Annotated in this window: 27 protein-coding genes, 1 pseudogene and 2 CRISPR repeat arrays; of the genes and pseudogenes, 12 read left to right on the top strand and 16 right to left on the bottom strand. The window is 69.9% G+C overall.

What is annotated here, in order from left to right:
• Positions 1–26 precede the first annotated feature (26 nt).
• Entirely contained in the window at positions 27–932 is a 906-nt protein-coding gene (locus IE267_RS36770) for a recombinase family protein (RefSeq protein WP_189766228.1), read from the bottom strand.
• Positions 933–1255: 323 nt separating this feature from the next.
• On the opposite strand from IE267_RS36770, the gene IE267_RS36765 reads away from it, so the two are divergent.
• The 6 genes from IE267_RS36765 to IE267_RS36740 all read left to right on the top strand — a co-directional run bounded on the left by IE267_RS36765 (position 1256) and on the right by IE267_RS36740 (position 5213).
• A complete protein-coding gene (locus tag IE267_RS36765; protein ID WP_189766227.1) occupies positions 1256–1885 on the top strand; it encodes an RNA polymerase sigma factor in 630 nt (209 codons plus the stop codon).
• A gap of 479 nt (positions 1886–2364) precedes the next feature.
• Positions 2365–2649 carry a hypothetical protein gene (locus IE267_RS36760; RefSeq protein ID WP_189766226.1) on the top strand — a complete coding sequence of 95 codons (285 nt, stop codon included), beginning with the start codon at positions 2365–2367 and terminating at the stop codon, positions 2647–2649.
• Between the two features lie 149 nt (positions 2650–2798).
• Positions 2799–3353, top strand: coding sequence for a hypothetical protein (locus IE267_RS36755; RefSeq protein ID WP_189766225.1), 555 nt, complete (start codon positions 2799–2801; stop codon positions 3351–3353).
• Positions 3354–3473: 120 nt separating this feature from the next.
• Positions 3474–3809 (top strand): hypothetical protein, encoded by a 336-nt coding sequence (locus IE267_RS36750; RefSeq protein WP_189766224.1) that lies wholly within the window; start codon positions 3474–3476, stop codon positions 3807–3809.
• Positions 3810–3843: 34 nt separating this feature from the next.
• On the top strand, positions 3844–4158 hold the full coding sequence (locus IE267_RS36745; RefSeq protein WP_189766223.1) for a hypothetical protein: 315 nt from the start codon (positions 3844–3846) through the stop codon (positions 4156–4158).
• Positions 4155–5213, top strand: coding sequence for a zeta toxin family protein (locus tag IE267_RS36740; RefSeq protein ID WP_189766222.1), 1059 nt, complete (start codon positions 4155–4157; stop codon positions 5211–5213). The genes IE267_RS36745 and IE267_RS36740 overlap by 4 nt, the downstream gene beginning before the upstream one ends.
• A 64-nt stretch (positions 5214–5277) precedes the next feature.
• On the opposite strand, the gene IE267_RS36735 is transcribed toward IE267_RS36740, so the two are convergent.
• Both IE267_RS36735 and IE267_RS39985 read right to left on the bottom strand, forming a co-directional pair.
• Complete coding sequence (locus IE267_RS36735; RefSeq protein WP_189766221.1) at positions 5278–5607, bottom strand: DUF6233 domain-containing protein; 330 nt, start codon at positions 5605–5607, stop codon at positions 5278–5280.
• 80 nt (positions 5608–5687) lie between these two features.
• Complete coding sequence (locus IE267_RS39985) at positions 5688–5861, bottom strand: hypothetical protein (RefSeq protein WP_229861639.1); 174 nt, start codon at positions 5859–5861, stop codon at positions 5688–5690.
• Between the two features lie 797 nt (positions 5862–6658).
• Between IE267_RS39985 and IE267_RS36730 the strand changes: the two genes are divergently transcribed.
• The 3 genes and pseudogenes from IE267_RS36730 to IE267_RS40600 all read left to right on the top strand — a co-directional run.
• On the top strand, positions 6659–7522 hold the full coding sequence (locus IE267_RS36730) for an ATP-dependent DNA ligase (protein WP_189766220.1): 864 nt from the start codon (positions 6659–6661) through the stop codon (positions 7520–7522).
• Between the two features lie 73 nt (positions 7523–7595).
• Complete coding sequence (locus IE267_RS36725; protein ID WP_189766219.1) at positions 7596–8984, top strand: RNA-guided endonuclease InsQ/TnpB family protein; 1389 nt, start codon at positions 7596–7598, stop codon at positions 8982–8984.
• Positions 8985–9283: 299 nt separating this feature from the next.
• Positions 9284–9556: a CRISPR direct-repeat array (repeat unit 29 nt; unit sequence GTGCTTCCCGTACGCGCGGGGACGGTCCC).
• Positions 9557–9586: 30 nt separating this feature from the next.
• Positions 9587–9676, top strand: a pseudogene (locus IE267_RS40600) (zinc ribbon domain-containing protein); the annotation flags it as partial.
• 240 nt (positions 9677–9916) lie between these two features.
• A CRISPR array of direct repeats spans positions 9917–10188; the repeat unit is 29 nt; unit sequence GTGCTTCCCGTACGCGCGGGGACGGTCCC.
• Positions 10189–10208: 20 nt separating this feature from the next.
• Here the strand turns inward: IE267_RS40600 and IE267_RS36715 are convergent.
• From IE267_RS36715 to IE267_RS36675, 9 genes are all read right to left on the bottom strand, one after another.
• On the bottom strand, positions 10209–10592 hold the full coding sequence (locus tag IE267_RS36715; protein ID WP_189766217.1) for a hypothetical protein: 384 nt from the start codon (positions 10590–10592) through the stop codon (positions 10209–10211).
• A gap of 103 nt (positions 10593–10695) precedes the next feature.
• Positions 10696–11241 carry a DUF4913 domain-containing protein gene (locus IE267_RS36710; protein WP_229861638.1) on the bottom strand — a complete coding sequence of 182 codons (546 nt, stop codon included), beginning with the start codon at positions 11239–11241 and terminating at the stop codon, positions 10696–10698.
• Positions 11242–11263: 22 nt separating this feature from the next.
• Positions 11264–13003, bottom strand: coding sequence for a type IV secretory system conjugative DNA transfer family protein (locus IE267_RS36705; RefSeq protein ID WP_189766215.1), 1740 nt, complete (start codon positions 13001–13003; stop codon positions 11264–11266).
• Positions 13000–14589, bottom strand: a complete 1590-nt coding sequence (locus IE267_RS36700; protein WP_189766214.1) for a putative type IV secretion/conjugal transfer ATPase — start codon at positions 14587–14589, stop codon at positions 13000–13002. Before IE267_RS36700 ends, IE267_RS36705 begins: the two co-directional genes overlap by 4 nt.
• Before the next feature lie 10 nt (positions 14590–14599).
• Complete coding sequence (locus IE267_RS36695; protein ID WP_229861637.1) at positions 14600–16048, bottom strand: SCO6880 family protein; 1449 nt, start codon at positions 16046–16048, stop codon at positions 14600–14602.
• Positions 16045–17523, bottom strand: coding sequence for a hypothetical protein (locus IE267_RS36690; RefSeq protein WP_189766213.1), 1479 nt, complete (start codon positions 17521–17523; stop codon positions 16045–16047). The genes IE267_RS36695 and IE267_RS36690 overlap by 4 nt, the downstream gene beginning before the upstream one ends.
• A gap of 11 nt (positions 17524–17534) precedes the next feature.
• Positions 17535–18341, bottom strand: a complete 807-nt coding sequence (locus tag IE267_RS36685; protein ID WP_189766212.1) for a hypothetical protein — start codon at positions 18339–18341, stop codon at positions 17535–17537.
• Between the two features lie 2 nt (positions 18342–18343).
• Positions 18344–18631: a hypothetical protein gene (locus tag IE267_RS36680; RefSeq protein WP_229861636.1), complete on the bottom strand. Its 288-nt coding sequence runs from the start codon at positions 18629–18631 to the stop codon at positions 18344–18346.
• Positions 18628–19041 (bottom strand): hypothetical protein, encoded by a 414-nt coding sequence (locus IE267_RS36675; protein WP_189766211.1) that lies wholly within the window; start codon positions 19039–19041, stop codon positions 18628–18630. The genes IE267_RS36680 and IE267_RS36675 overlap by 4 nt, the downstream gene beginning before the upstream one ends.
• 198 nt (positions 19042–19239) lie before the next feature.
• On the opposite strand from IE267_RS36675, the gene IE267_RS36670 reads away from it, so the two are divergent.
• Both IE267_RS36670 and IE267_RS36665 read left to right on the top strand, forming a co-directional pair.
• Positions 19240–19707, top strand: a complete 468-nt coding sequence (locus IE267_RS36670; RefSeq protein WP_189766210.1) for a helix-turn-helix domain-containing protein — start codon at positions 19240–19242, stop codon at positions 19705–19707.
• Positions 19704–20753, top strand: coding sequence for a C40 family peptidase (locus IE267_RS36665; protein ID WP_229861635.1), 1050 nt, complete (start codon positions 19704–19706; stop codon positions 20751–20753). The genes IE267_RS36670 and IE267_RS36665 overlap by 4 nt, the downstream gene beginning before the upstream one ends.
• Positions 20754–20811: 58 nt before the next feature.
• On the opposite strand, the gene IE267_RS36660 is transcribed toward IE267_RS36665, so the two are convergent.
• From IE267_RS36660 to mobC, 3 genes are read right to left on the bottom strand one after another with little or no spacing between them, the layout of a single operon-like run.
• Positions 20812–21948 (bottom strand): hypothetical protein, encoded by a 1137-nt coding sequence (locus tag IE267_RS36660; RefSeq protein ID WP_189766209.1) that lies wholly within the window; start codon positions 21946–21948, stop codon positions 20812–20814.
• Between the two features lie 17 nt (positions 21949–21965).
• A complete protein-coding gene (locus tag IE267_RS36655) occupies positions 21966–23735 on the bottom strand; it encodes a relaxase/mobilization nuclease domain-containing protein (RefSeq protein ID WP_189766208.1) in 1770 nt (589 codons plus the stop codon).
• A complete protein-coding gene (gene mobC / locus IE267_RS36650; protein ID WP_189766207.1) occupies positions 23732–24166 on the bottom strand; it encodes a plasmid mobilization relaxosome protein MobC in 435 nt (144 codons plus the stop codon). The genes IE267_RS36655 and mobC overlap by 4 nt, the downstream gene beginning before the upstream one ends.
• Before the next feature lie 245 nt (positions 24167–24411).
• Here mobC and IE267_RS36645 point away from each other — a divergent pair, with 245 nt between their 5' ends.
• Complete coding sequence (locus tag IE267_RS36645; RefSeq protein ID WP_189766206.1) at positions 24412–24792, top strand: hypothetical protein; 381 nt, start codon at positions 24412–24414, stop codon at positions 24790–24792.
• Positions 24793–24871: 79 nt separating this feature from the next.
• Here the strand turns inward: IE267_RS36645 and IE267_RS36640 are convergent, their stop codons facing one another.
• Positions 24872–26548, bottom strand: coding sequence for a class I SAM-dependent methyltransferase (locus IE267_RS36640; RefSeq protein WP_189766205.1), 1677 nt, complete (start codon positions 26546–26548; stop codon positions 24872–24874).
• Positions 26549–26626 lie beyond the last annotated feature (78 nt).

Genomic DNA, 26626 nt, shown 5'->3' with positions numbered 1-26626 from the left:
CGTGGTTAGCGGTAAGCCCCTGACGGTCAGGTCGCGTCCGTGATGCGGGCGGCGTAGACCCGGTGGGCCTTGCGCTCGGCGGGGCTGGCGGTGTCGGTGGCGAGGGTGGCGGCCTGCTGCAGCGCGGTGCGGTGGAGTTCGAGCGGTGCCGTGATCCGCAGGGAGTGGCCCTGGCCGCGGCGGATGGTCCGGCCGGAGGCGAGGGCGGTGCGGACGGTCTCGTCGCCGCGGGCGAGCAGGTGGTCGGCGAGCAGGCCGGGCAGATCGAGGGTGAGCACTGGGTCCGGCTCCGGCTGCTGTGCTGTGGCCGGGTCCGGGAGGACGTCGAGCTGCGCGGGCAGTTCACGGGCTCCGGCGGCGTCCAGGACGCGGCGGATCGTCTTCGGGGCGACCTGGTGCTGGCGGGCGAGCGCCTTGACGGCGGTGCCTTCGCCGAACGCCTCGACCACCTTCGCTGCCTGGTCCGGGTCGAGCGCGGCGGGGCGGCCGAGCGTCTTGCCGGAGGCTTCGGCGGCGGCGACGCCTTCGCGGGTGTTCTCCGAGATCATGTCGCGCTGGAACTCCAGCACGGCGGCGAGCACGTTCACCATCATCTTGGTGCCGGGGTCGTCGGAGGCGAGGTCGATGCCGGACAGGAGCCCGGACTCGACTCGCAGGTGCAGGCCGCGGCGGATCAGCACCGGCCGCAGGGCCAGGATGTCCGCCACTGAGCGGAAGAGCCGGGCGGCGTCGGCGATGCGGATGGTGTCGCCGACGGCGGCCTCGTTCAGCAGCCGGGTGAAGCCGGCGCGGTCGAGGGAGAGCTGCCGGGTGGAGGTGGCGGGGTCCTCGTAGACGGGGGCGCCGGCGGCCAGCAGCGGGGCCAGGGCGTGGCGCTGGCGGGCGTCGGTCTGCTTGTCGGTGGAGTGCCGCAGGTAGAGCCGGTCGGCCATGTGGTCTTCGCCTTCCCCGGGTGGGCCGGGCGCGCCCGGCGGTGTCCGCGGACCACCCTAGCGGGGGCGGAATGGGGAGGCGGAATAGTGGACCGGATTCGATTGGACCGGCGGCCGGTTCCGGCAGGTCGGCGGGCCGAGCCGATTGGATCTGCGACTGGGGGCGGAATCGACCGATTCCGCCCCCCACGCCCAACGGATTGCAGTGTGTGATGCGCATCACACAAACACTCTCAGGCGTCAAGTACCTGTACTTGGCGTAAGAGCGCTCTGCCGCCCCCCTGCCTTTCGGGCAGAGGCCTTGACCGTGAAGGACAACCGCAGTGAGCGAACCCAAGCGCTGGCGAAAAAAGCCCGAACAGGAGCTGCACACCCTGGGCGAGCCGTCGCCCTCGCTGTCACCAAAGGAGCGGAAGCAGTGGGAGAAGGTCAGGGCTAACGAGAAGGCCCTGCGCCGGATCGCCCGGGCGTTCGCAACGGCCGAGCATGAGAACGCCGTCTTCGCGGCGGCCACGGCGGGCTTGCTCACCAAGCTGGAGAACAGCGGCCCCGTCGAGGGCAACGTGCTCACCTACATCACCAAGATCCTCAGGCATGAGGCGGGAGCGCACCGCAAGAAGATCGCGGAGCAGCAACAGCGCGTGCATCTCGTCGGAGACGACATCCATCTCCTGGACACCGTGGACTCGGTCACCCCCGAGGACCTCGTGGTGCTCAAGGAGATCAAAGAGTCCCTGAAGGAGAAGCTCCCGCTCCTGCGCAAGGAGTTCAGCGAGCAGGAGTACAAGGTCTTCCTGCTCACGGAGGGCGAAGGCATGAACTGCCGCGAGATCAGCGAGGCGCTGGGCGGCATATCGCCGGGGGCGGTCCGCCAGTCGTTGCTCGCGGCCCGGCAGAAGCTGAAGCGCCCCGCGGTCCGGACGCGTTTGGGGGTCTCGCCCCTGGCGGATTAGCAGTAGCCGTTCCCTCGGGCGCACGGAACGTCTCGTCAGCGTTCCGTGCACACCGAGGGTGGGTTGCTCACCCGCCACGGAAGGAGAAAACGAGATATGAAAATGGAATTGACCAAGGATCACCCCAGGGCGAGCGTTCCCTTGTGGATCGGGTCGTACGTGATCCTTCTCTGGTCCGTGATCGTGCATCTGGTCGACCGAGTGCTGCTGTTCTTGACGCCGACAACGCGAAGCGCGCGGTCGGCTCATCGTTCGGTGGCCGCGCTTGCCCTCGCGTCACTGTTGCCGTTCGGGGAGAGGGAACCGGCACCGCACAGGAACAGCTGACCGGTCTCGTGGGCCGGGGTCCTCCTAACACAGGAGGGCTCCGGCCCACTGGTATTTCTACCGGCACACAGGGTGCGGGGCTGGGCTCGGTGGAGCCCAGGGAGAGGGGCCGCTCGTACAGCGAGCGGCCCCCGACTAAGGGGCCACAGCCAGTGCAGGTCACGTTCGACTTCAGCACCGCCGTATGGACGATCATGGGAATCCTCGCCTACGTCGGCGTCTACCAGTGGTCCCAACCGACCCTCCCCACCACGCCGACGGCTCATCCCATGGGCATGACCAAGGGCGAGCGAGTGGCCCTTGCGCTCACCGCGGCGGTCGCGGTGATCACCTTCGGCTCCTACATCTCACACGGCATAAAGAAGGTCGAGATCGACAAGCCCGTGCCGACGGTCTCGACCACGATCTCGCCGACCGCCCATCCGTCCCCGCACTGACTCGACGCCCGCCCCGCGGACCTCAAGCGGGCTTGCGGTTCCTGTAGAGCCCTATGTCTTCTGTGCCCAGAAAACGCTGGACGTCCGGCCGGCCACTCGACATAATCCTGTAGTACTCAACAGCACCGACATAGAGAGAGGGGCATTTCTTGAGGATCACCATTGAGGCCAGCAGCAAGGAGTTCGAACGCAAGCTGCTCGATCTGTTCACGGAACACCGCAGCGAGCTTGCCGTCACGGTCGAAACCGACTGGAACGCTGAACGGGCTGTGACGTTCCTGTCCACCCTCAACCCGGTTGCCCGGGACTTCGCCCGTCGCGTTGTTGATGCTGGCGGCCACCTCGACGCCTCAGTGCTGCGGTCGGAGTTCGAAGGCGGGTTGCGCGGCCCCACCGTCGCCCTCACCAACGCTCTCAAGCGAGGCATCAAGCGCGGCTGGTGGGCCGAGGGGACCGAGGCCCCGATCACCGTGGTCTACGGGGGCAGTCTCACAGACGGATGGAGGCAAGCGTCCGCCTATGAACTCAATGCCGACGCCCTGAACGCCTTCCGCCAGGCGTTCGCCCACCTGGATGCTGCCCCCGCTCGGCTCAACTGGGATGGCGACGCCCCGAGCGCTCTCCCTCTGGCGGACTGGGCGAACCATGACACCCCACGCGTCCTGCCCCACGATGCGGAGCCAGAACCGGGCGGCGACAGCTGACCTCAGCCGCGGTCGGGAACCGGCAGGCAGGAAGGGGTTGCGGGGCTAACCCCCCACTCCTTGATAGTCGGCCCGGCCCGCCACTTCGGCGCCGCCCCGGCTCCCTCTCGGAGGTCTTTCGTGTCCCTGCTGTCCCTGGTCTCCCCCGCTGTGCCCGGTCTGCTCAGCACGGTCTGCGCAGCCGCCATCATCGCCCTGGCCCGCACCGCCCTCGCGGGGCTGCACGCCTCCCGCGCAGCCCAACTGGCCGCCAGCACCGCCCCGGTGGAGCCCCCGCGCCGGCTGCGTGAATACACCCTGCTCCGCACTACCGGTCCGGACGGCCATCCCGTCCAGTACACGAGCACCCGCCCGCCCGGCAGCGTCATCACCCACCAGATCGACGGCCACCCGCGCGACTTCGAACTGACCGCCCTTCCGCTCGGCGACGGCACCTTTGCCGCCGAACCGCTCTGACAACCCTTCTCACGCCCTTAAGGAGCAACGCCCTATGAGCAATACGGATTCAGCACAGAACGAACCCGTGATCGGCAGCCTGCGTCCGTACCGCTGGTCCTCGGAGCAGTCCGTCGCCTACGAGGCGGCCATCGAGGCGATCAACGGCGTGGTCGGCGCCTACAGTGCCCTCATCGCCGATGCCGAGAGCCGTCCCGGCACGGTCGCCGAGATCACCGAGTACCGGCGGCTGCGCAGCGAATGCCAGCAGGAGCGGCGCGCCCTGAAGGCCGAGGACGCCGAGCACATCGCCCGCGTCCGTGCCGCCTACTCCGCCCGGCTCCACGAGCTGATGGAGCCCGGAGCGTGAGCCAGCCGCAGGACGACGCCACTCGGTACCAGCTGCCAGCAGCCGAGAACCGGCGCATATTCGTCGCCGACATCGTGCCGGACCATCTGACCGGGCCCACCCCGCAGGACCCAGCCACCGCTGTGTTCCTGCTGGGGCAACCCGGCGCCGGCAAGACCCGGGTGGCTCAGCTCATCGCCGAACAGCTCGATGCCCGGGGCGGGTTCGTCGACGTCGACAGTGACCTGTACAAGCCGTACCACCCCGAGTACGCGCGGTTAATGGCCGAGGACGACCGGCTGATGACGCTCTACACAGGCCCCGACGGACGGGCCTGGATGCGCCAGGCCCAGCAGTTCGTCCGGGGCGAAGACCCCCTCTCCGGCGGCCAGAAGCTCAACGCCCTGGTCCAGGAGATCGCCATGGACCCGCAGTTCCTGGCCGAGACCATGCAGCAGTACCGGGCGGTCGGCACCCGCATCGAGGGCTGTGTGCTGGCCGTCGCCCAGGCCGTGAGCGAACAGGGCATCCTGAACCGCTACGCCGAGCAGGTCCGTGACCGCGGCCAGGGGCGGCTCACCGTGCCGGAGAAGGCGCAGGCGTCGTACACGGGCATCCCGGAATCCTGCGAGGTCATCGTCCGCGCGGGTCTCCTGCACGTGGGAGCCGTCTACCGGCGGGGGGAATCCGAGCCCCGGTTCTCGGCCGACGCCTCCGAACTCGCCCGCACTCCCCTCGCGCTGCGCCAGGCTGTGGAGAGGGAGCGCGCCCGGCCCCTGACGCGGGAGGAGTCCGAGGACTTCCTCGCCGTCCAGGCGAAGTTGCGCACCGTCCTGCCCGCAGACTTCGGTCCCCAGCTCGACCGCATCGACGCACTGGCCGCCCCGCTCCTGACGGCGTCGCGACCCGGCGGGCCACGCGTCTCGTCCGCGGCCGCCCGCTCACGCAGCACCGGCACCGTCAAGCGACCGGCCCAGCCGGAACGCGGCACCACGCCGCCCACCGATACAACGAACGCAGCACGCCAGCACCGTCCAGACAACGGGCCAGATCCGCGGCGCGGACGCGGCAAGTAGCAGACGCGGGGGTGGCTTCTTGCCGGGGGCCCGCCGAACGGCGGGCCCCCTCGCGCCGGCGCGGTCAGTCCTGCGGTCTGCACACCCCGCATGGCTCGATACCCGGCTCCTCCATCGCGATCCGGGCCTCCATCTCGTTGAGGTAGCCCATCTCCCGCGTGTACAGACCGCACTCCGCGCGGTGCAGGAGCGCCACCCCGCCGTCCACGCGGGACGGCTGAAGCTTCCACGACACGCGCATCCGGGCCTTCTTCTCCCGTTCCCGCTCGCGCTCCGCCTCGGCCTCCAGCTGTCGGATCGCGGCACGGGTCCGCTCCAGCTGGTACGCCTGGTACTCCTCGACCACGCGCAGCTTGGTCAGACGCGACAACTCAGACGGAATAGGCTCGTGCATGCTTTCCGCTCCAGGTCCGGACGCCCCTCATCGGGGCTCCAGGCGCCCTGCTCTGCCGCTCGACGTGGAGCTGCCCCGGATCATGCGCTGGGCTTCTTCCGCTCGGCATCCCCCTGCACCCGCGCCAGACACGACCGGCACAACGGGTTCCCGCCCGCACCGTAGCGCTGGATCAAGGTCGAGCAGATCGCGCAGTTGCCGCGCTGATCACTGGGGATGTCCCGGGCCGCGACTGGTGCAGAAGGTGTGGTCATGGTGCTCCTCGTCTCGCTGCTCCGTGGCCCGTGCACGGGTTCACGCCACGGCTTGATTAGAGCACGTGTTCGATTTTTTATGCACGTGCAGACACACCCCAGGACTGTCACCGATAGCTGGCCACCGGCAGACAGTCGGCCACGCGTCTGGAGCGTCGGTCTCGTCCGGCCGATTCGGCAGCCCATCCGGGGGCTGTGCGTCTCCCTACCTCAGATGCGCACGGCACAGCGCAGTCACGGACGGGTCGGTCACACCGATCGACCATCCACAGACCTGATCGGGACCCGGGTACGGCCGGTGCCCGCTGCCCTGTGGCGGCCTGGCATGGTGGCGCGCCCGGGAGTTCCGGGAGTAGGGCACATCCGAGGTCTGACGGCGCGCTCTGGGGCGCGGGACCAGGTCGCGGTGTCCGGACTGGGCGCTCTGCTGGGGCGGCGGCGCCGGCGCGGGCGGGGAGGGGGGCAGAGACGGCGGTTCACCGGCCGGTGCCAGGGATGCGCGCGCGGGTGCCTCGACCGGAGTGGGCCAGGCAACGGACGCGGGCTCCACGTTATGGGCCCGAGGCGCCTGGCGTGCGGGGGCGTGATCCGGTGTCACCGTCACGCAGCCGGACAGCAGCAGGGCGACGGCCAAGGCGAAAGGAGCGATCACGGCATGGCGCATGCGCCCACCGTGGCGCAGGGCGCGCTGCGATGGCCTGCGGCCGCGCCGGATGCACCGTCACGGGTGAACCGCACGATCACCGGCCCGGCGGCCTCCCCGGGCGTGGCCGTACAGCGCGCGGCACCCTGAAGGAATGGAGTACCCGGTCCCCGTCGCGCTCGCCCGGCCGGTTGCGGCCCTCCCGGCCGGACCGGGCTGGTGGTACGAGCCGAAGCTGGATGGGCACCGGTGCGTGCTGTGGCGGGATGCCGACACCGTGCGGCTGCACACCCGATCAGGACGGACCGTCACTTCGGCGTGGTTCGACATCGCCGTCGCCGGTATGAACCTGCTGCCGGGCAGTGTGCTGGACGGCGAGGCCGTGATCTGGGCCGATGGGCGCTTGGACTTCTCGGCGGTCCAGGCCCGGGCGGCCTCGACCGTGACCCGTTCCCGGAGTCTGGCCGCACGGCTGCCCGCTTCCTACGCGGTGTGGGACCTGCTCGCCCACCCAGAGCTCGGCGACATCCGCACCCTCCCCTACACCGAGCGCCGCCGCCGCCTGCTCGAACTCCTGGAGAACATCGCCCCGCCCATCCAGGCCGTGCCCGCCACGGACGACATCGAGGTGGCCCGGGACTGGTACGAACACCTCCAGGACCAAGGGATCGAGGGCATCGTCGCCAAGCGCGCCAACGCCCCCTACCGCGCAGGACGGATCTGGTCGAAGGTCCGTCATGCCGAGACGGTCGACGCCGACGTCGTCGGCTACACCGGCGCCCCAGCACGTCCTCGCGCCCTGGCCGTCCGGCTGCTCGACGGCCGCCGCGCACTGACGCAGCGGCTGACCGCCCCTCTGGCTGCCGCGGCCGCGCCCCACTTGATGGCTGCGGGTCCCGGCGCGCGAGCCCGAACCGCGGGCGGTGACACCTACACCTCAACCGCGCCGGGCCTCGTGGTCGAGGTCCTCTCCGGCACCACCCGCCACGCGGTCGTGACCGTCACCCGCATCCGCTGAAGCACCCGGCCCACCACTCACCGAAGTACCGCTGCATAGCCGCGTTGTCAGTGGTGGCAGCGATGATCCCCCGGTGACTGACACGATCATCAAAGCGTTCCGCTACGCGCTGGACCCGACCGAGGCCCAGATCGAGATCCTGCACCGCTACGCGACCGCATCCCGGTGCGGTTTCAACTTCGCGCTGGGCATGAAGACCACGGTGTATGACCGGTGGAGGCGGGGGCGGGACGCTCTGGTCGCGGCGGGCATGGACAAGGCGGAGGCGAACAAGAAGGCGCCGAAGGTGCGGGTCCCGAACCGGAACCGGACGCAGGCCTATTGGCGCGAGACCCGCGGGCAGGGGTTCATCGGCCCCCTCCGCGAGGGCCAGGAGCCGCGCGCTCCGTTCGCATGGTGGGAGGGCGTCAACAACCGGGCCTACTACACCGCCTTCGAGGACGCCGACACGGCGTGGAAGAACTGGCTCGACTCGCTCGCCGGCCGCCGCCCCGCGATGGGATTCCCCAAGTTCAAGCGCCGCGGAGCCTCGCGGGAGTCGTTCCGCATCGTCCACAGCCTCAAGAACCCCGACATACGCTTCGACGGCCCCAGACGCCTGCGGATACCCGGCGGAGGCGGACAACCGGCCTTCACCGTCCGCCTCCTCCAGTCCCCCCGGGCTCTGACCTCGCTCATCGCCTCCGGCCAGGCGGTCATCACCAGTGTCACCGTCTCCCGCGAAGGACACCGCTGGCACGCCTCCGTCCTGGCCCGCATCGAGCAGGACCTCCCCACCCGCCCGACGCGCCGTCAGCAGGCCGCCGGCCGCATCGGCATCGACCTCGGCGTGAAGACCGCGCTCACCCTCTCCGACCCGCTCACCCTCCACCGCGGCCAAGCCCCCGTCCTCGCCATCGACAACCCCCGCCTGCTGGAGAACACCGCCCGCAAACTGGCCCGCGCCCAGCGCGTCATGGCCCGCCGCCACGTCAAAGGCGCAGCCCAGCAGTCCCAGGGCTACCTGGAGGCAAAGGCCCGGGTCGCCAAGTTGCACGCGCTGCTGGCCGCACGGCGCTCCACCGCGCAGCACCTCGTGACGAAGCGGCTCGTCGAGCAATACGCGGAGATAGCCCTGGAGACCCTCAACACCAAGGGCATGACGCGCTCCGCGAAGGGCACCGTCGACAAGCCCGGCCGCAACGTCCGCCAGAAGTCCGGCCTCAACCGGGCGCTCTTGGACGTCGGATTCGCCGAGATCAACCGCCAGATCGAGTACAAGGCGGGCTGGCGCGCCGTCACCATCGCCAGAGTCCCCGGCCTCTTCCCGTCGTCGAAGTCGTGCCACCGGTGCGGATGGATCCACACCAACCTGACCCTGGCCGACCGGGAATTCCGCTGCGACGCCTGCGGTATGATCATCGACCGGGACGTCAACGCGGCCCAGAACATCAAGAACCACGCAACACCCGACCGGCCATAGGCCGGTCCAGACCCCTGGAGCAGGGGCTGTAACGCCCGTGGACTGCACGTAAGACCCCACCCCCGCAAGGGCGTTGGGGCAGGCAGGGTGAAGCGGGAAGGCCCTCTGGGCCACCCTGGGAAGGCAACTTCCCAGTCGTCCCTATATGTGCATAGTGCGCGCGAACACGGTGATTGCCGGACTTCTCGAAAGTCGTTGGAAACAACTGTGTAGTCGGGTAGACACGCAGGTCGCGGAGGGTGCTTCCTTACGCGCGGGGACGGTCCCGAGCCGACCGCGCTGCTCGCCCACGTCGTCGGGTGCGGCCCGTACGCGCGGGGACGGTCCCTTGGTCAGGTCCAGGGTGATGGTGTTGGTGTCGTGCTTCCCGTACGCGCGGGGACGGTCCCGGTCGAGCCCGGGTGACCTTCCGCCCGCCGGCGTGCTTCCCGTACGCGCGGGGACGGTCCCCGCGGTCACCCATCCCGGCTTCGCGGCATCAAGTGCTTCGCGTACGCGCGGGGACGGTCCCGCCTTTCTGCGTCCGCATCGCGCATGCTGGGTGTGCTTCCCGTACGCGCGGGGACGGTCCCCCTGGTCAGGAGCCCTTCGCAGACTGGGAATTCCGCTGCGACGCCTGCGGTATGATCATCGACCGGGACGTCAACGCGGCCCAGAACATCAAGAACCACGCAACACCCGACCGGCCATAGGCCGGTCCAGACCCCTGGAGCAGGGGCTGTAACGCCCGTGGACTGCATGTAAGACCCCAACCCTGCAAGGGCGTTGGGGCAGGCAGGGTGAAGCGGGAAGACCCCTTGCGGGTCACCCTGGGGAGGCAACTCCCCAGCCGTCCCCATATGTGCATAGTGCGTACGAACGCGGTGAATGCCGGACTTCTCGAAAGTCATCGAAAACGGGCATCTCCCTCGACAAACCCGCAGGTCGCGAAGTGTGCTTCCCGTACGCGCGGGGACGGTCCCCGGTCTGCTGCCATGGGGGGGCCGCGATCTGTGCTTCCCGTACGCGCGGGGACGGTCCCACCGTGATCGTGGTGTTCGTGACCTCGGCGGTGTGCTTCCCGTACGCGCGGGGACGGTCCCAAGGTGGACCCGAGCCGGTGGGGGAGCAGATCGTGCTTCCCGTACGCGCGGGGACGGTCCCGACGTGTACCTGATGGTCCGACGCAACCACGAGTGCTTCCCGTACGCGCGGGGACGGTCCCCTTCAACACCAGGGAGGTGGTCAAGCACGGTCTCCGACGTATTTGGTGGTGTCGCAGGCCACCCTGCTGATTCCGGTGAAGTGGACACAGATCTTGGTGTCGGTGCCGGTGTCGAAGCCGGACCAGTGGTAGCTCAGGGTTCCACCAACCCGTCGGGCCGTCTGTGCCGATCCGAGCTGCCATCCGTTGAGGGTGAGCATGACGTCTCGCTGCCTTGCGGTCTTTGGTGGATTGGTCCAGATCCCGGTGACGCTGTTCCAGTGGTTGCGACCCTCCAGACGGATGCACACCTGGGGGCCCGACCAATGGTGGGTGCAGGCGCTGGAGTCCGCTGCGGCCGGCGTCGCGAGCGGGATGACGCACGCCAAGGCCACGGCCGCGCTTACACACAGGTTCCGTCTCATGCCGGGCCCAACGCCCAGGGCACGGATGAAGTTACCTGTTCGGTGGCCGGTGCGGAGGCCCCCGTGGGGGCCGGGGGCCCTGGCCACGGTGGGCCGCCGCGTATCAGGCGTCTTCCCGGGTCCAGGCGCTCGGGACGATGCCGGGCAGGCGGTGTGCCACCTGATGTTCGCCCTTGGTACAGCCCGCGAACGGCCCGCTCGGCGCGCGCAGCTCCCGCAGGGCGGGGTCCAGGTGATCGCGGTGCCAGGTGCTTGGTCCAAGGTAGCCGCAGCTGGCGGGGTCGGTGAGTTCCTGCCAGGCGAGCCACATCGCATGGAGGCGGGCGACGGCCACCGTGTGCTCGAACCAGAGGTGGCACCATCGGGCATCGGCGCCGGGTTCGGCGAGGTACCCGGGCACGAGGACTCCTTCGACCCACTCGATCAGGGCCCGGAGTTCGTCGTCGTACGCCGGGGAGTCGAGCAGCAGGATGAGGGGCGGGTACTGCGCCTCGTCTTCCGCATCCTCCTCGCCGGCCGGTTCCTCCGTCTCGGCGGAGGCCTCGCCCGGATCGCTGTCGCCGCTCTCGGCAAGCTTGTCGATGAGTGCTGTCAGGCTCGCGACCTGAACTTTCAGGTCCTCGATGTCCTCGAACATGCCGACAGGCACGTCAAGACTGGGAGTCTCGTCCTCACCGGGCATTGCGGGCCGCCTTCCGCAGTTCGTACGCGCCTACGGCACGCTTGGTGATGGCGGCCTCCTCGGCGCGCATCTGCGGGCCGATGTGTGCCATCCGCTTCTCCGCGTACCAGGGGCGTAGACCGATCTGCGCGACCGGCATGCCGGTCGACATCAGCAGGGCCGTGCCCTTACGCATGGCGCGGATCTCGGCGGGGTCGAGCACCTGCTCGCGCTGCTCGCTCCAGCTCCGGCTGCCGCCGTCCTTGCTCTTGGAGTACGAGCCGCGCTCGACGTAGTGGGCGCCGGTCAAAGAGCTGATGTCCTGGGCGAACTTGGCGTCATCGATCCCGACACCGATCACCTTCTTCGTGGCCGCGCTCCACATCGAGTCCATGCCGACCTCGCCCCACGCGCGAACCCCCTGACGGTAGCTCTGGAGGATCACGAACGGCGTGATCCCCCGAGACCCGAGGTGCGAGTACAGGTCGGGCAAGTCCGCGATCTTGCAGATGTTGGCGGCCTCGTCCAGGACGGCCCGCATCGGCTCTGGCAAACGACCGCCGTGGCGCTCGCCCGCCTCGGTGCCGGCGGTGAACACGGCGTCGGCGACCGCGGCAACCAGGGCGCTCGACGGGCCGCCCTTCTTGCTCAGCAGGTACAGCGTGTCCTTGCTGGTGGCGAACGCCTCGGGGTCGAAGCGGGCCCGGCTCTTGTCCGGGGTGACCCAGGCGAGGACTTTCTCATCTCGCAGTGCTGACATGGCAGTTCGGGCATTTTGGTAGATGCCACTCTGCGTCTCTTCGGCGATGTTGATGGAGGAATCAACCTGTTCGGCGAGGACCGGCTCGTGCTCATAGAGCACGCGCAACGGGGCCTTTTCTTTGGGGTCGGCCAGCCACCGCATGACCTCGCGGACGGTGGCGCCCTCCCACCACGCGGCCCGGAACAGGCCGGTGAGGAGGTCGCCGGCGGCCTGGCTCCAGAACGGGTCGGCTTGCTCGCTGGTGATCTGGTTGACGAAGTGGGACGCGAGGCGCTCGGCGCCCTCCAGCGTCTCGGCCTGGGCGACCAGGTCGACCCACACGTCCCGCTCGGCTTGCGCGACGCCCTGGGTGTCGAAAAGGAAGGTCTGCCCCACTCGGCCGCGACTCGCGACGGTGGCGGCGTAGGTGTCGGCTTTGTTCGACGTCATCAGCAGGGCGCCCGGGGCCTCGTCCGCCACCGGGATGGCCAGCGACGTGGATTTGCCCGCGCGGGGCGCCATGATGGCGACGTAGGTGTCCTCGTCCGATCCGCGCAGCTCGACGCCGGACGGCAGGTGGTCGCCCAGGAGCACACCCCGGTCGCAGGCCGGGACGTCCTTGGGCTTGCGTTCCTTGAGTGAGGCCCGCAACCGCGTTGCCGTGCGCGCTGCCTGTTTCGGCGTCAGCTCGCGGACCTGGTGCAGCGTCGCAAGGCTGGAGGGGTTCCGGAACCACCTGAACGCGGAGCGCAGACCCCACACGAGGAGGGTCACGAGGGCGAGGTCGGCGATGGTGGCGCCTGCCATGGACGCGGTCTGCGAGTGCGGCCACACCGTCGACCAGTCGGTGGCCATCTGGTAGATGGTCAGCGGGGAGGCGGGGGCTACCTCGTCGCCGGTGACGAACGCTCCGGCTGCGGCTCCGGCCCATGCCCCGGCCGCCAGGGTCACCGCGCCGCCGGCCAGGATCCCTCCGGCCGCCCATGCGCGGTCGTTGTCCGTCATCATCGTGTGCCCACCCCCGTGGTTGTGGCGCGGCGCCGGTTGGCGTCCGTGCGGTACAGGCGGGCCTCGGTCGCGGTCAGTTCCAGCGCGGCCGCGATGCCGGGCCTGGTGCCCAACTTGATCAGGTACTTGCCGCGGCCCGGGTGACGGCTGCCCTCGTCCTCGGCGGGCGGTGCCTCGTCGTCGTGGTGTGAGGGCTCGATGTCCAGGCCGGTGGAGGTCGCCGACGACCAGGAGGAGATCAGCATGATCTCCTGCTCCGTGAGCATGCGTTTGCCGGTGACGCGGCGGAGTTCCTCCTCGGTGCTGGCGCCCAGCACCCAGGTGTCGCACCGGTCCATCAAGCCTCTCGCTTTGGCGCGGTCCATCTCGGTGGGCAGGGCCTCCATGTCGAGCAGGGAGTGCGTGACGTAGATGGTGACGTCGTCCGTGGTGCGGTTCAGGCGGCTGATCGCGTCCATGGCGTCGACCAGGCCGGGCCCGGAGCGCAGGGCTCGCCACATCTCGTCCATCGGCAGCACCAACTTGCTGTGCATGAGGCCGATGCTGCGGGCGCTGTCGATGCTGGAGTACGTGTAGGCCCACGTCGCGATCATCCCGGCGGACACGACGTCGTTACCGCGGGCCCGCAGCGCGCTGATGTCGACGCTGACGGCGGGCGCGTTGATGTCCAGCGGTGTGGTGGTCGGCCCGTCGAAAAGTCCCTTCAGCGGGCCGCCGATGAGGTTATCGAGTCCGGCGATCACGGAGCGGGTCAGGTCGCGGTAGCGCTCGCCCTCGGCGCCGAGCTTGGTGCGCAGTTCCTCCGGGGCGGCCCGCAGCACCATGACGACGTCGGCGATGACCGGGTCGCTGCCCGACTCCTGGGCGGCGGAGGCGACATGGACGGCCGTGTCCAGCGCACTGCGCTCGATCTCGTCCGGTGCCCGGCCGAGCCCGTTCTTGGTGGAGAGCAGCGCCACGAGCGTCTCCAGGCGCCGTCCGTTGAGGACGTCGAGCAGAGCCTGGCGGCGCTCGACGGGCAGCGTGTGGACCCTGCCCTTCAGCGGCCCGGAGTCGAGCGGGTTGATGCGGCCGATGCCGTCGCCGATCCGCACGACGGACCCGCCGAGCTCGCCGATGAGCTGCGAGTACTCGCCCTTGACGTCGCCGGGCACGCACACCATGTGCCCGTACGCGCTGTAGACGAGGCAGATGCGCTTGACCAGAGCGGACTTGCCCGCGCCGGGCTGGCTCATCACCCATACGCCCGGGTTGGTGGTGAGCTTGCCGGTCCAGCCGGACGGGTCCAGGCAGACCAGCTCCCCGGTCAGCACGTCGCGGCCCACCGGGACGCCGCGCGGCGGCAGTCCGGACCCGAGCAGGAACGGATAGATGGCACCGGCCTGCCCGGAGGGGCCGGTGTAGACGGTGCCGGTGTCCTCGACCGGCACTCGCCCGCTGAAGCGGCCGCCCCATCCGAGCCGGGGCGCATACCGCTTCTGCAACTTCCGCTCGGTGCGCCGTTCTTCGCGGCTGGGCTTCGGCGTCTCGACGCGGGTGATCACCTTGGGCGTGATGACCTGCGGCGGCCTCGCCTTGCGTGCCATGGTCAGGTCCTCACTTCACCAGCGGGTTGTAGCCGACGGGGATCCCCGCGGCGAAGACCGCGGCCTGAGCGGCGAAGGCGGGCCTCATCCGGATGCCCTTGGTGGCCTTGACGGCCCGCTCCAGCTCCAGACGCATGGCGGGCAGATCGGCGGCGCGCCGGGCAGTGCCGGTGACCATCAGCGTCCAGTCCACGACCTGGCGGCCGCCGGACATCTGCGCCGCCGCCTGCTGCGCCTTTTGCAGGTCGACGCGCTGCGACCACTTGGCGCGTCCCTTGAACTCGGTGGTCGCGCGGGCCGCGTTCTCGGCATGGCTGATCTCGCGCTCCAGCACCGCCTCGCCCTCCACCGGGTCCAGGACCCGGTAGGCCAGGGTGATGCGCCGCTGGAAGCGTCCGGGCGCGAGCAGGGGCAGCAGCACGCTGTAGGGGATGGAGCGGCGCGGCATCTCGCGCAGCACCCACGACAGCGAGACGGCTCCGTCGTGGGCGTACTCCTCCAGGTAGTCGTCGGCGGCCTGCGGTCCGCACTCGGCCCACTCCAGGTCCTCGAACTCCGCATCGCGGGCGTTGAAGACCCTCGGGTCGTAGGCGGAGCGCACCAGGCGCCGCAGGTCGATGTCGGTGGCGCGGCGCTCGATATCGGTGCCGGTGCCCGACAGGTCGAGGCCGTCCACCAGCCGCAGTGTCTCCGCCACCTGGTCGGCCAGGGTCTCGGGCGGATCGGACGCCGCGAGCGGATCGACGGTGACCGACATCCACGGCGCCACGCTCGCCGTGGCGTGCGGCGTCGTCCGCACCAGCTCGGAAATCACCTGCGCTGCCAGCGCGGGGGCCCCCGGGTCCATCCGGGCGGCCACGTCATCGCCGAGCGCCTCGCCGGCGCCCGGTGTGATCTGGATCGTCACCGATGCACCCTTGATCTGCTCGTCGGTGCTCATCGAGTCCAGCAGGGACGACCAGCTGCGCAGGTTGCCCTGCACGGTGCTGGTGGGCGCCATCAGGCTGCCGCCCGGCGACAGCAGCGTCGTGACCGTCATATGGCCCGAGGTGCGGTCGTGGACGACGCCGACGGACCGCCCGGAACTGGGGTCGTAGGCCTTGATGAGAGTGGAGGAGGCGCCGACGCCCGGCAGGTCGAGCGCGTACGGGTGGGGCAGCAGCAGACGGCGGTAGTTCGTCGCCTCTGCCCGGCTGGCCCTGCGCCATGCGAAGCGCGCCCAGTAGTACGCCAGGGCGGACATGCCGTGACGGCGGGCGGCGGCCAGACCGATCACGGCGGCCGTCAACGGGAGGGTGACGAGGAGGCTGATCGGCATGCTGGTGGCGACGAAACCGTCGACGAGCAGCGCCACCGCCGCGAACATCGTCGCGTTCCTGCTCAGTCCCCCGTATCCGAAGGACCTGCGGACACGGAACCCGTCCACCATCAGACTGCCCGGTACGTCGTGGGTCGTCACGGCTGCTCATTCCCCCCGTTGCCGATCTCTGCGGCGCTGTCCTGGACGGCTTGGTTGACGCCGTCGATGACCTTGATGGCGACGACAGCGGCTGCGGCCGGACCGGCGGCCGCTGCGCCTGTGCTTCCGCCTGCTGCTGCTCCGGCGCCCTGGCCACCCGCTCCTCCGGCGGCTGCTTCGGGCCCGGCCTGGGCGGGCACGTCGGCGAGCTGCGCCGTGTTGGCGTCCGCACGGGAGGCGTGCTGCTGCACGTCCTGTCCGCGGCCGCCGTCCGCGCCCTCTCCGCCCTGCTTGCCCATCGTCTGGGAGACCATTTGAGCGTGACGAATGGCGTCGGGTGGCCCGTCGTCGGAACCGCCCCCGCCGCCGCCACCGGCTTCCTCGGATCCCTTGTCGGCCTTGCCCGACAGGTATCCGACGGCACCGCCGAGCGCGCCGACGGCGCCGCCGCCGGCCATGCCGCCGCCCACGGCCTGCCCGAACGGCGCGAAGATCTTCATCAGCGGTCCCGGTGCCAGTACCGCCAGGACCAGCGTGGCGCACCCGCGCAGCCACTCCATGGGCGTCGTGGAGCTGCCGAACTCGACGAAACCCACGCAAATGATCACGGCCAGGATCGGCTTGTAGAAGATCACCATGCAGATCGAGGTGATCAGCTTCGGTGCCCACTGGCGCGTGGCGTCTCCTCCGACCCGCCCGGCCCCCGCCACCGGCAGGAGCAGGCACTGGATGGGGATGGCGCTCTGCCGGAGAAAAATCATCACGAGCTGGATGCCGCCGACCAGCAGGACGACCAGGGCAACGCCCAGCAGGGTGATCGGGTTGGCTACGGTGGCCGGGACCATCACGGCCACAATGCGCTTCAGGGCGTCATTGTCGGTGTCGAACGTCCCGTTCACGAGCCCTCTCGTGAGGGCGTCTCCGGCCGACAGCAGGAGAGCGACCAGGCCGACACCGAGCGCCGAAATCACGACGTTCTCGACCCATCCGCTGGCCGCCCTGCCCGCGTGCCTGAGCTGGCCCGTGACGGCCATCTTCCCGATCTGCCACATCAGGCCGAACGTGGCGATCACCAGACCCAGCCACGTCAGCATCCCCGCAAGCGTGGCATCACCGCTCCACAGTCCGGTGGCGTTCAGGTTCAGCGACGGCCCCATCAGAGCGATCGTCAAAGCCTTCTTCAGCGCGCTTCTGGCGAAATCCGCAGCCGACGTGATGATGGGACCGAGCGCGCTGTCCCATACCGATTTCCAGGCCTTGTTGACCTTCTTCTCGACCGCCACGCCGACGTTGTGGCACATATCCCCCTTCACGACCTTGGTGGCCCTGAGAAGGTCACCGAGCATGCCGGTGCTGACGCGGCACTCCAGCTCGATGCCCTTGCCGACGAGGCCGCCCGGGCCGTCTGCCGCCGCCGGTGCCGGCGCAGCCAGTGCCAGCCCGCACACCGCCACCACAGCCAGGAGCAGTGCCACGATCCGGCGTCTCACGACGCCTCCCGGATCGCGGTCCACCCCGCCGCGTTGAAGGCCGCGTCGCCGGGCGCCACGGCCTCGGGCGCCGCCTGGCCCTGCGCCTGGTCCTGCGCCTTCGCCGTGGTCTCCACCGACAGCTTCCAGTCGCCCGCCTCCCAGCGCACGCCGACCACGGTGACGGTGTAGGTGACGGACTCCTTCGCCGTCTCCGCCGTCTTCGTCGACACGCGGGCCAGCAGCCACGCACTGACCTCGTCCGGCGCGGCCTTGATCACCTTGTAGCCGACTGGTGTGTTCCGCATGTACGCGCCCGACGGCAGGTCCTGCTCAGGGGTCACGCCCGCCTGCTGGTGAAAGTCCTTGTCGACGTCGATGCCGCCCAGCTCGACTGCCTTGGCGGCCTGCGTGCTGCGGTCGGCCGTCGCCAGGTAGGAGTTGTACGTGCGCAGCCGCTCGTCCACTGCGCTGCGGCCTCCGGCCTGCACCGCGGTGGAGTTGGCGGCCAGCGCCAGACCCATGGCGCCCTCGGCGGTGTGCGGAAACCCGACCTGGCTGCCGTACTTGTCGCTGCGCTCCCCCCGCGGAAGCGCAGCCCACTTCGCCGGTTCGGTCCAGTTGTCCGGCATCGTGTAGGTCGGCGCCGGCGCACCCGAGGCAGTCCTGCCCGCGCTCGCCGACGCCTTCTTGCCGGCCGCCCCGTCATCCCCCCCGCCGTCACTTCCGTTGAACATCGCCACTGCGGTCAGGGCCAGGACGGCGACGGCCACACCGCCCGCAGCCCAGACACCCTTGCTGTTCAGCGACCCCCTGTGCGCCATGACTACCCCACGATCCCGTTGAGAATGGTGATCACTGCCCCCGACAGCAGGCAGGCTGCGACGCCGCCGCCCATCCACTTGAAGGGCTCGCTGCCGCCGCCATTCCTCGACTTGTCCGACGTGGCGAGCTTGAAGATCCCGAAGATGACGGCACCGGCCCCGGCGAGCAGCACCAGCCACAGCCCGTAGCCGAACAGCTCGCTCACCGGCCCGTCCAGGCCCTTGATCTTCGTCGGCTTCGCCGCCGGGAGGAGCCCGTCGGCCAGCGCCCACATCACTCTGCTGCTCACTTGCTGTTCCCTTCCATCTGCCGCCGCAGCCTGTCGCCGGCGGATCTGACGTCCTTGTATTCCAGGGCCTGCGCGGCGTCCTCGACGGTGCGCAGCACCGGCAGGTACGGCACCGTGGCCACCCCCGCCAATCGCGCCTGGAGGGCCCGGATGCGGTAGCGCGCGGCCGGTACCGGCCGGGCCGGGGCATCGGCGATCCACACGAGCCAGGGGCGCGGCAGCTGGCTGCTCCAGCCCCGCAGCACCGTCTCGACGCACACCGCGCCGTAGACCGTCGTCTCGGCGAGCAGGACCGGCATCGCCCCGTACGGCACCTGACCGCCGGGCTGGAGGAGACGCGCGCGCGTCCCGCCGCCCTCGCCGTCCAGCATGCGCATCACCGTCGCGACAGCAATGCCGTAGCCGTGCACGGGAATCAGTGCGTACTGCGGCCCAATAGGGGTCCCGTTACCCGGAATTGCCGATACCGCTTGAGCACTCACACCCAAGTCCCCCCTGTTTGACTCTATTTGCGTCCCCTGATCTTGGGTTTGCGGGACTCCAGAGGCTAGCGTGATTTGCGCAGCAAAGCTGCCCGGGTTTCATTGCGTCACGGGGGACGAGTCCAAATGTTGTTCAACGGGAAACGAGCGGCCGCGCTGCGCATCGCTTCCGGCCACACCATCCGGGGCCTGGCCGCCGCCGCGAACATCTCCCGCAGCACCCTGCGAGCAGCAGAAACAGGACTGCGCCAGCCCCGCGAACGGGTGGTGCGCGCCCTCGCGAAAGCACTGGGCGTCCCCCGGCATGAACTCCACCTCGCCCCGCCCCCTGACGGTGTATCACTGGCCGAGATCAGACGTTCGCTCGGGCTCACACAGAAGGAGATGGCCAAGCGCGTTGGACACTCGCCGACCACGGTGTCGCAGGTCGAGCGCGGGGGCCACGTCCAACTTCCCCTGGAATGGGCCGCCGCCTACGCCCTGACGCTGCCTCATTTCTGGAGCGCCCACGCCGCCTCCCGTGATCTAGTACGCGGGGAAGCAGCCGCCCGCGCACCGCGGCTCACCACACACCCGCGGGGGGAACGCGCGTGAACACACTGGTGAAAGCTGGCATTGCCCTGGTGGCCCTGTTCGGCGCCTTCGTCATGATGCTCGTCGTCGGCGTCGTCGTCATCGCGAAAGCCGGGGCCGCCGAGATATCGGACGGCGGAGGCGGACTGCGCGGGGTACCCGCCGAATTCCGGCCATGGATCCTCAGAGCATCGGCCGCCTGTACCCACCGCGAGTTATCGCCCGCCCTGCTCGCCGCGCAGATCGAGGCCGAGTCCGGATTCAGCACCAGCCGCAGCACCGTCAGCTCCACCGGCGCCCTCGGCCCCGCCCAGTTCATGCCCGGCACCTGGGCCACCTGGGGCCGCGACGACGACGGCAACGGCGACACGAGCCCCTGGGACATAGGCGACGCCGTCATGTCCCAGGGCCGCTTCATGTGCTCCCTGATCGGCGACGCCAAGGCCAGCGGCATCCCCGGCGACGTCCGCGCCCTGGCCCTGGCCGGCTACAACGCTGGCTGGTACGCCGTCACCCACGCCCACCCGCCCGGCATCCCCCCCTTCGCCGAGACCCAGGACTACGTCAAGAAGATCCTCGCCGCAATGTCTAAATTCCAGGGCCCCGGCGTCCTCCAGGTCAGCGGAACCGGATCCGGACCCGACGCCGTACGCCGCGCCCTCACCCGCGTCGGCACCCCCTACGCGTGGGGCGGCGGCGGTCCTGACGGACCTTCAACGGGATTCTGCGACGGCACCAACGGATACCTCAACGGCAGCTGCTCAGCGTCCAGCACCTCCGGCTTCGACTGCTCCAGCCTCGTCATGTACGCCTACTGGCCAAGCCTCCACCTGCCGCGCACCGCAGCCGAGCAGTACGGCGCCACCTCCAACCACCCCGTGGCACGCGGCGACCTCCAGCCCGGCGACCTGCTGTTCTGGGCCCACGGGTCGTCGATATACCACGTCGCCATGTACGCCGGAGACGGCAAGGTCGTGGCCGCACCGCGCACCGGACGCAACGTGGAAGTCGCTCCCATGGCATCCGCCATGCCCGAGCGGGACTACTACGGCGCCACCCGCCCCTGACCCGAAACAACGTGTGCCGCAGACCGGGCCTCGGTCTGCGGCACACGTGCGTACGGCTCTACAGAGTCTTGCCACTCTTCGCGGCGGGTACGGGCTGACGGTGCGGCGCGACCCCGGCCTCCGCAGGCGCTGCGGCCTTGACCGCCTTAGTAGGGTCCACACTCGGCGATGTCGCCCTCGCCGCCGCGGTGTTCACCTTCACCCGCGACTGGCCCGGCACATCGCCGACTGGACGCTGCAACGCCTCACTCGTCGCATTGACCATGCGCTTCCCGAGCTGAGCAGCGGAGCCTTCCTGCCACGACGGGTCCTTGGCCAGACGGGCCAGATGCTCGCCGACCGGCTTGTCCTCTTTCTCCATCTGTGCCATGCGGCTGGCCACCAGCGGCCACTCGCGGTGCGCCACCAAAAGGTCCGCCTCCCGCTCGCGCCCGGGCAGCGCCTCGCGGACAAGCCCGGCGTAGCGCTGGTTGTCCTGGGGGTCGATGGCCAGCTTCCACAGGGTTCCCTCGCGGTCGTCCAGGTCGAAATCCCGGGGGAGGTCGAGCCCAGTCGTCAGCGGCCCGTACGACAACTGGGCGTCCCGGCTCATTGCAGGTTCGGCGGCCGCACCGAGCCCCTTCGCCACCGCCTGGTCGACGGCCAGGACCTCGTTGTACGCGGTCGCCAGGACCTCGCGCACGTTGACGCCCTTCTCCTCCAGCCGGGACATCGTCGCGGCCATCTCCGGCCAGGCCGGTGAGGTCACGATCGCCTCGCGCACGGGTCCCGCCGGCAGCGTCTCGCGCACCGCCCGGACCCACTGGTCGGTGGACTCCGATGCCTTCGCCGCGACCTGGTCGCGCACGTTCACCGCGACCTCGCCGATGCGCGGCAGGACCTGGTCCAGGTCGACGCCCGCCTTGCGCAGGGCGAGCAGCTGCTGCGCGAGCTGCGGCCAGTCCGCCTCTTCCATTAGCGCCGTGGAGATGTCGGAGGGAAGCAGCCGCCGTACGTCCTTGCCGACCTCGTTCACCGCCTCCTCGGCGGACGGAAGGTCGTCCTCCTTCCCCTTCTGCTTGCGCTGCTGGTGGCGCCGCGCGGCGTCCGCGATGGCCATGACCAGACGCGCTGCCATGACCGCGGTCTGCACCGCCTCGGCGGCGGACTCCGCGAACGCCTCCCCCGCCTGCTCCTCTGGTACCGGTGATGTCATCTCGCGCTCTCCCCTCGTTAGCGGCCCCGCTTCGGGCCCTTGCGCTGCTGCTCCTCGCCGGGCGGCCGCCGTGTCGGCGACGGCGCCCCCTGCTTGCGGGCCGGGGCGCCTCGCCCGGGGCCGCCGGCGGGCGCGGCAGTCGTGCCGCTGCCGGAGGCGGCGGCCGCCGAGCTGCGCTGCCGCTGCCATCCGTCCAGGCGCCATACAAGCACTTCGGCGACCGAGTCCGCTGAGTTCAATTCCCTGCGGGCCGCGACCGTTGCCAGGACGTCGCCCGGATCGTCGCCCGCCACCTCGACCTCGACCAGACGGGCTCTCAGGGCGGGCCACGCCGGATCGGCCAGGACCGCCTGCGCATGGTCGGGGATGGCCTCCTGGACCGTGCCGACCATCGGCCGGGTGCCCGGCGCCGTGACCGCGCGCCGTCCGGTTCCTGCCCGGGGTGCGGTGCGTTTGGCCCGGGGCTTGTACTCGCGTGCCGCGTTGACGCCGACGGTCACCTCGACGGCCTCGTGCAGCAGTCGTCCGGCCCGTCCGGCGGCCTCCGCCTGGATGCGGTGCTCCTGCGCCTGGTGCCAGCGCCGGGAGGCCTCCACCGCGGTCACCAGGGCGAGCAGCAGACCGAGGGCGGCGACCGTGTCGTTGCGGCCAACGGCCGACACAGACCGAGCGAGGACCTGGTTCGACTCCCGGTACAACTGGCGTGCCTGACCCTCCATCTGGCGGGCAGCCGGGGCACGGGATGCCCGCTCGTACTCGTAGGCGGCAGTCCGCATCTGACTGCGCACCAGGTACGGGGAGACAACGGCGGCCGTCACGATCAGATCCCCGAGCGCGGCCACGTCTCCGGCACCCTCGTGCAGTCCCCCGGCCCCGAGCTGGTCGGCGGCCGCGCGGACCTTGGCCGCCGCCGCACGCCACGCATCCGCCGGCGTCGCCGCGGGGTTCACCGGCGGTCCACTCCAGCGTTCACGTACGCGTGGCAGCGACAGGTCCGGGGCAAGCTTCGTGCCCGGGAAGAACACCGGCTTCTGTCCGCTGTCGCGGTCTCCGGGCAGCGCCACGGAGTAGCCGGTCGTGTTGCCGTCCGGGGCGATCCGCTGCTTCACGCGGAGCCCGGCCGCGGCGAGCCGGGCGAAGAAGTCGGCGTCGCTGACGGCCGCGGCCGCCGCCTCGCGCACAGTGCGCTGGAGCGTCTCACGGACCGGTTCGGACAGTCCCCGGCGCGTTGCCTTGTCGGCCTCTCCGGTCTTCGACCACCTGCGCGCGGTTCCGTCGGCGTGAGCCAGACGGCGCAGACCGAACTCGATCTCGAACCCGCGCGCTGCTTCCTGCATCCGGAGCTTGCTCCAGCTCGTGTCCGGCTGACGGTCGTCCTCGCGGGCACGGGTCGCCACGATGTGAATGTGGTCGTCGGCGTGGCGCACGGCCACCCACCGGCACCCCTGGTCGTCGGTATGTGGAGCGATGCCCGCGGCGTGCATCATCTCGCGCGCCACCCGGGCCCATTCCTCGTCAGTGAGGAGTCTGTCCTCCGGTGGGTTGCGCACCGCCACATGGAAGACGTGCAACGGCGGCTTCCTGCCCGTCAGGGCGCGTACGGGTGCGTCCAGCAGCATCGCGAGATCGGCGATCGAGAAGTCCTCCGACTTCACCGGATCGGGTACGAAGGGGTCCCACGCGGCGACCATGTGCGGGTCCACGTGTTCGTCTCGCTTGCCCGGCCCGTACAGGTAGTAGAGCAGTCCGGCGGTGTCGTCGCCGGGCTCCGCTTCCTTCGGGATCATGAGCGCGCCCGCCGCTCTCTCATCACCTGGAGGGTGGCCTCGTCGACGTGCCGGACGGTCTCCTGAACCAGTGCCAGTACGGCCCTGATCTGAGCGTTGGTCACCTCGCCCTCGGCGTTCAGCACATGGGCCACCTGGTTGAGGTTGTTGCCGACACGGCGCAGCTGCGCGCGCTGCCGAATGAGTTCCTGCAAGACCACCTTGGAGTCCGCCGAGACGGGCACCACCTGTTCCGTGGCGACGGCCAGCGACGCCTGGCCGACCCATGACGCGAGTGCCTGGTTCTCTCGGTCGGCTGCCTCCTGCACGATCGCCAGTTCGGCGTCGTTGAAGGAGACCTTGAAGCGGTGCGACCGGGCCCCGCCCGGTTCGCGCCCACGTCGTCGTAGCGGAGGACGCGACGCTTCCTCATCCGCCGACGACTCGTCCACGCTGGCGCCCCCTCTCCTACCCCTCCCGGTCCATCCCTGGACCAAGATCGATGACGGCCAACCTAGTGCAGACCGGCCAGCGATATCCGGTTACTGGGCCCAGTAACCTACAACTCGCTGCCTGTGGTTACTGCCTCCCGTAAGGCGCGGCCCGTACATGCCGTGCTGTCAGTTCCTTTACCGCCTGCGGCATTCCACCCAGACATCGAGGTGGGTGCCGGAATGATGGACGCTACGATCACCGCATGCCAAGCGCTGATGAGATCTTGCAGAAGATGAGGGAAGTCCAGGAACGCCGGATGGCCGCTGCGGGCCCCCTGGTTGAGGTCCTGGCCAAGCGGAGCGGCCTCCTGGAGCAGCTCGCCGAACTCGACGAGCCGTACGGCCAGGCGTACGTCGACGCCGAAGCTGCGGGCTGGACGACGGAGGAACTGACGAACCTCGGTGCGGACGAGCCCGTGAAGCGACCGCGGACCCGCCCGAAGCGGTCGCGGTCGTCGGCGAAGAAGACCGACGGCCAGTCGTCCACGGCGGCCTCCGAGGGCTCCTCGCCGGCGGGCACGATCCCGGCTCAGGACGGGGCGGCCGACGCCTCGGCGACGGCGGGCAGCACCGCCTCGGCCTGACCGTTCCACTCCTCCGGACACACGCGAAGGGCCCCGCATCGCGGGGCCCTTCGTCGTTGGTGTTTCGTGCGGCCGCCGGTCAGACGGCGGGCTTCCAGTCGGCGGCCGGGACCGACGGCCGGGGGGCGAACAGAGCTCGCAGGAGAGTCTGGTTCCCGAACAGCGTGAGCTGTTCCTCGGGCCGCCTGGTCGTCCCCGCCTGCTTGCGCAGTCGGTACAGCGTCGCCTGATAGCTGGAGGCGGGCTTGTACCAGTCCTGCCCCTGGACTGCGGCGGAGATGGCGGCCCCCATGAACGGCGAGACGGCGTCGGCGATCATCTGGGCGATGTTGCGGATGCCCTTCGCTCCCGTCCGGGCGGGGATGTAGGTCCACGGATAGTCCCGGCGGAAGCCGACCAGGACTCCGAGATCGGGCAGGGAAACCGTGATGGTTCCTTCACCCTGGGGGACGTCGGCCGGGCGGAACTTGATCCCGTACCAAGGGGCGGTGACGCACAGTCCAACACGGTTGAGAGGGAAGCTGCCGCCGCCGTTCGGTTTGCCAGTCCTGGGGTTGGTCTTGCGCTTGCCGCGGGTGTCGGCCCACCAGGTGACTGGGAGGTTCAGGGCGTCCGCGACGGTCACGACCGGGAGGGCGGGGCGACCTTGGTAGGGCTCAATTCGGCGGTCCAGCTCGGGCATCCAGTCGGGCAACTTGCCGGTCTTCTTGAGCACGTGGGCGAACATCTCGTGGGCCGCCGCCCGGCTGTCGGCGTGGTCGGCGTAGCGGGGGTACGTGTAGCGGGTGGCAACCATCCATGCCCGCTCTCGGTGGGTGGCCGCGCCGAAGTCGGCGGCGTCCGCGATCTGCCACGAGCACCATGCCCAGCCGAAGCCCTCCACGCTGGTGATCTCGGACTGGATCGCCTCCGCCAGGGCCGGGGTCTGGCGGAGCAGGTTTGCCGACTGCTCCATCGTGATGGAGATCAGCGGGGCGCCGATCTGCACCAGGCACATGGGCCAGATCAGCATCTCGGCCATAAGCGCGGTGCGCTCGTCGGAGACCGACGAGGCGGCCCATGCACGGAACTCGGTCGGGGTCATGCAGGGGGGCAGGCGACCGCCGCCGCACCGGTCTCCCCAGCCGTGCGCGTCAGGGTGGTCCTCCATGCCGTAGATGACGTCGCCGTAGTAGTGGTGTGGGCCGCCGTAGAGGCTGCACAGGTCGTCGACCTCGAGACAGCCGAACGCCTCGGAAGCCTGCCACATGATGGTCTGTAGTTCGGCAATCTCCTGCCGGTTCCAGCCGGAGCGCTTGCCTCCATCGGAGAGGGTCTGGCAGGGCGGCGAACCGTGGAAGCGGTGGGTGCAGCGGAGGGCGGGGTGGCGGGGGTCCAGCGTCCTGATGTCCGCCTCCACTACCCAGTGACCGGCCGCCCGGGCCGTCGCCGCGGCGTCCCGGTTCTGCTCGATCAGGATCCAGTCGCCGCCGTCGTCGACCAGTGCGCGTCCGGCCGACATGCCGCCCGGTCCGCCGAACGCCTCGACGCCGCGCTCCGGTTCGCCGTCCTGCCAGGTGCGCGCCCAGTGGGGCGGGTAGGGGAATGCGAAGTCGGTGCACTCCCGGCAGTCGGCGCAGTCCGCGCCGGTCGCGCAGACGGTGCAGTCGTCCTCGCACGTCCATCCGTCCCAGTCGCTGACCGCGGGCTGGAAGCCGCCGTTCACGTACGGGCGCCCGTCCTCGTCTGTCGCTGCGGTGTCGCGCTCCTCGTTCATGTGATCTGCCCTTGTTCGTTGAGGTTCTCGGTGGTGTCGGTCCGGGATTCCCGCCCGTTTCGACACTGCTAATTCAAT

This window comes from Streptomyces xanthochromogenes, from assembly GCF_014650455.1.
Lineage (GTDB): Bacteria > Actinomycetota > Actinomycetes > Streptomycetales > Streptomycetaceae > Streptomyces > Streptomyces xanthochromogenes.
This window is presented reverse-complemented; position numbering and strand designations above follow the sequence as displayed.

Coding starts and splice junctions, on each gene's coding strand:
- IE267_RS36770 (WP_189766228.1), bottom strand. CDS start 932: ATGGCCGACCGGCTCTACCTGCGGCACTCCACCGACAAGCAGACCGAC.
- IE267_RS36745 (WP_189766223.1), top strand. CDS start 3,844: ATGAGCAATACGGATTCAGCACAGAACGAACCCGTGATCGGCAGCCTG.
- IE267_RS36735 (WP_189766221.1), bottom strand. CDS start 5,607: ATGCACGAGCCTATTCCGTCTGAGTTGTCGCGTCTGACCAAGCTGCGC.
- IE267_RS39985 (WP_229861639.1), bottom strand. CDS start 5,861: ATGACCACACCTTCTGCACCAGTCGCGGCCCGGGACATCCCCAGTGAT.
- IE267_RS36730 (WP_189766220.1), top strand. CDS start 6,659: ATGGAGTACCCGGTCCCCGTCGCGCTCGCCCGGCCGGTTGCGGCCCTC.
- IE267_RS36715 (WP_189766217.1), bottom strand. CDS start 10,592: ATGAGACGGAACCTGTGTGTAAGCGCGGCCGTGGCCTTGGCGTGCGTC.
- IE267_RS36705 (WP_189766215.1), bottom strand. CDS start 13,003: ATGATGACGGACAACGACCGCGCATGGGCGGCCGGAGGGATCCTGGCC.
- IE267_RS36700 (WP_189766214.1), bottom strand. CDS start 14,589: ATGGCACGCAAGGCGAGGCCGCCGCAGGTCATCACGCCCAAGGTGATC.
- IE267_RS36685 (WP_189766212.1), bottom strand. CDS start 18,341: ATGGCGCACAGGGGGTCGCTGAACAGCAAGGGTGTCTGGGCTGCGGGC.
- IE267_RS36670 (WP_189766210.1), top strand. CDS start 19,240: ATGTTGTTCAACGGGAAACGAGCGGCCGCGCTGCGCATCGCTTCCGGC.
- IE267_RS36660 (WP_189766209.1), bottom strand. CDS start 21,948: ATGACATCACCGGTACCAGAGGAGCAGGCGGGGGAGGCGTTCGCGGAG.
- IE267_RS36655 (WP_189766208.1), bottom strand. CDS start 23,735: ATGATCCCGAAGGAAGCGGAGCCCGGCGACGACACCGCCGGACTGCTC.
- IE267_RS36645 (WP_189766206.1), top strand. CDS start 24,412: ATGCCAAGCGCTGATGAGATCTTGCAGAAGATGAGGGAAGTCCAGGAA.
- IE267_RS36640 (WP_189766205.1), bottom strand. CDS start 26,548: ATGAACGAGGAGCGCGACACCGCAGCGACAGACGAGGACGGGCGCCCG.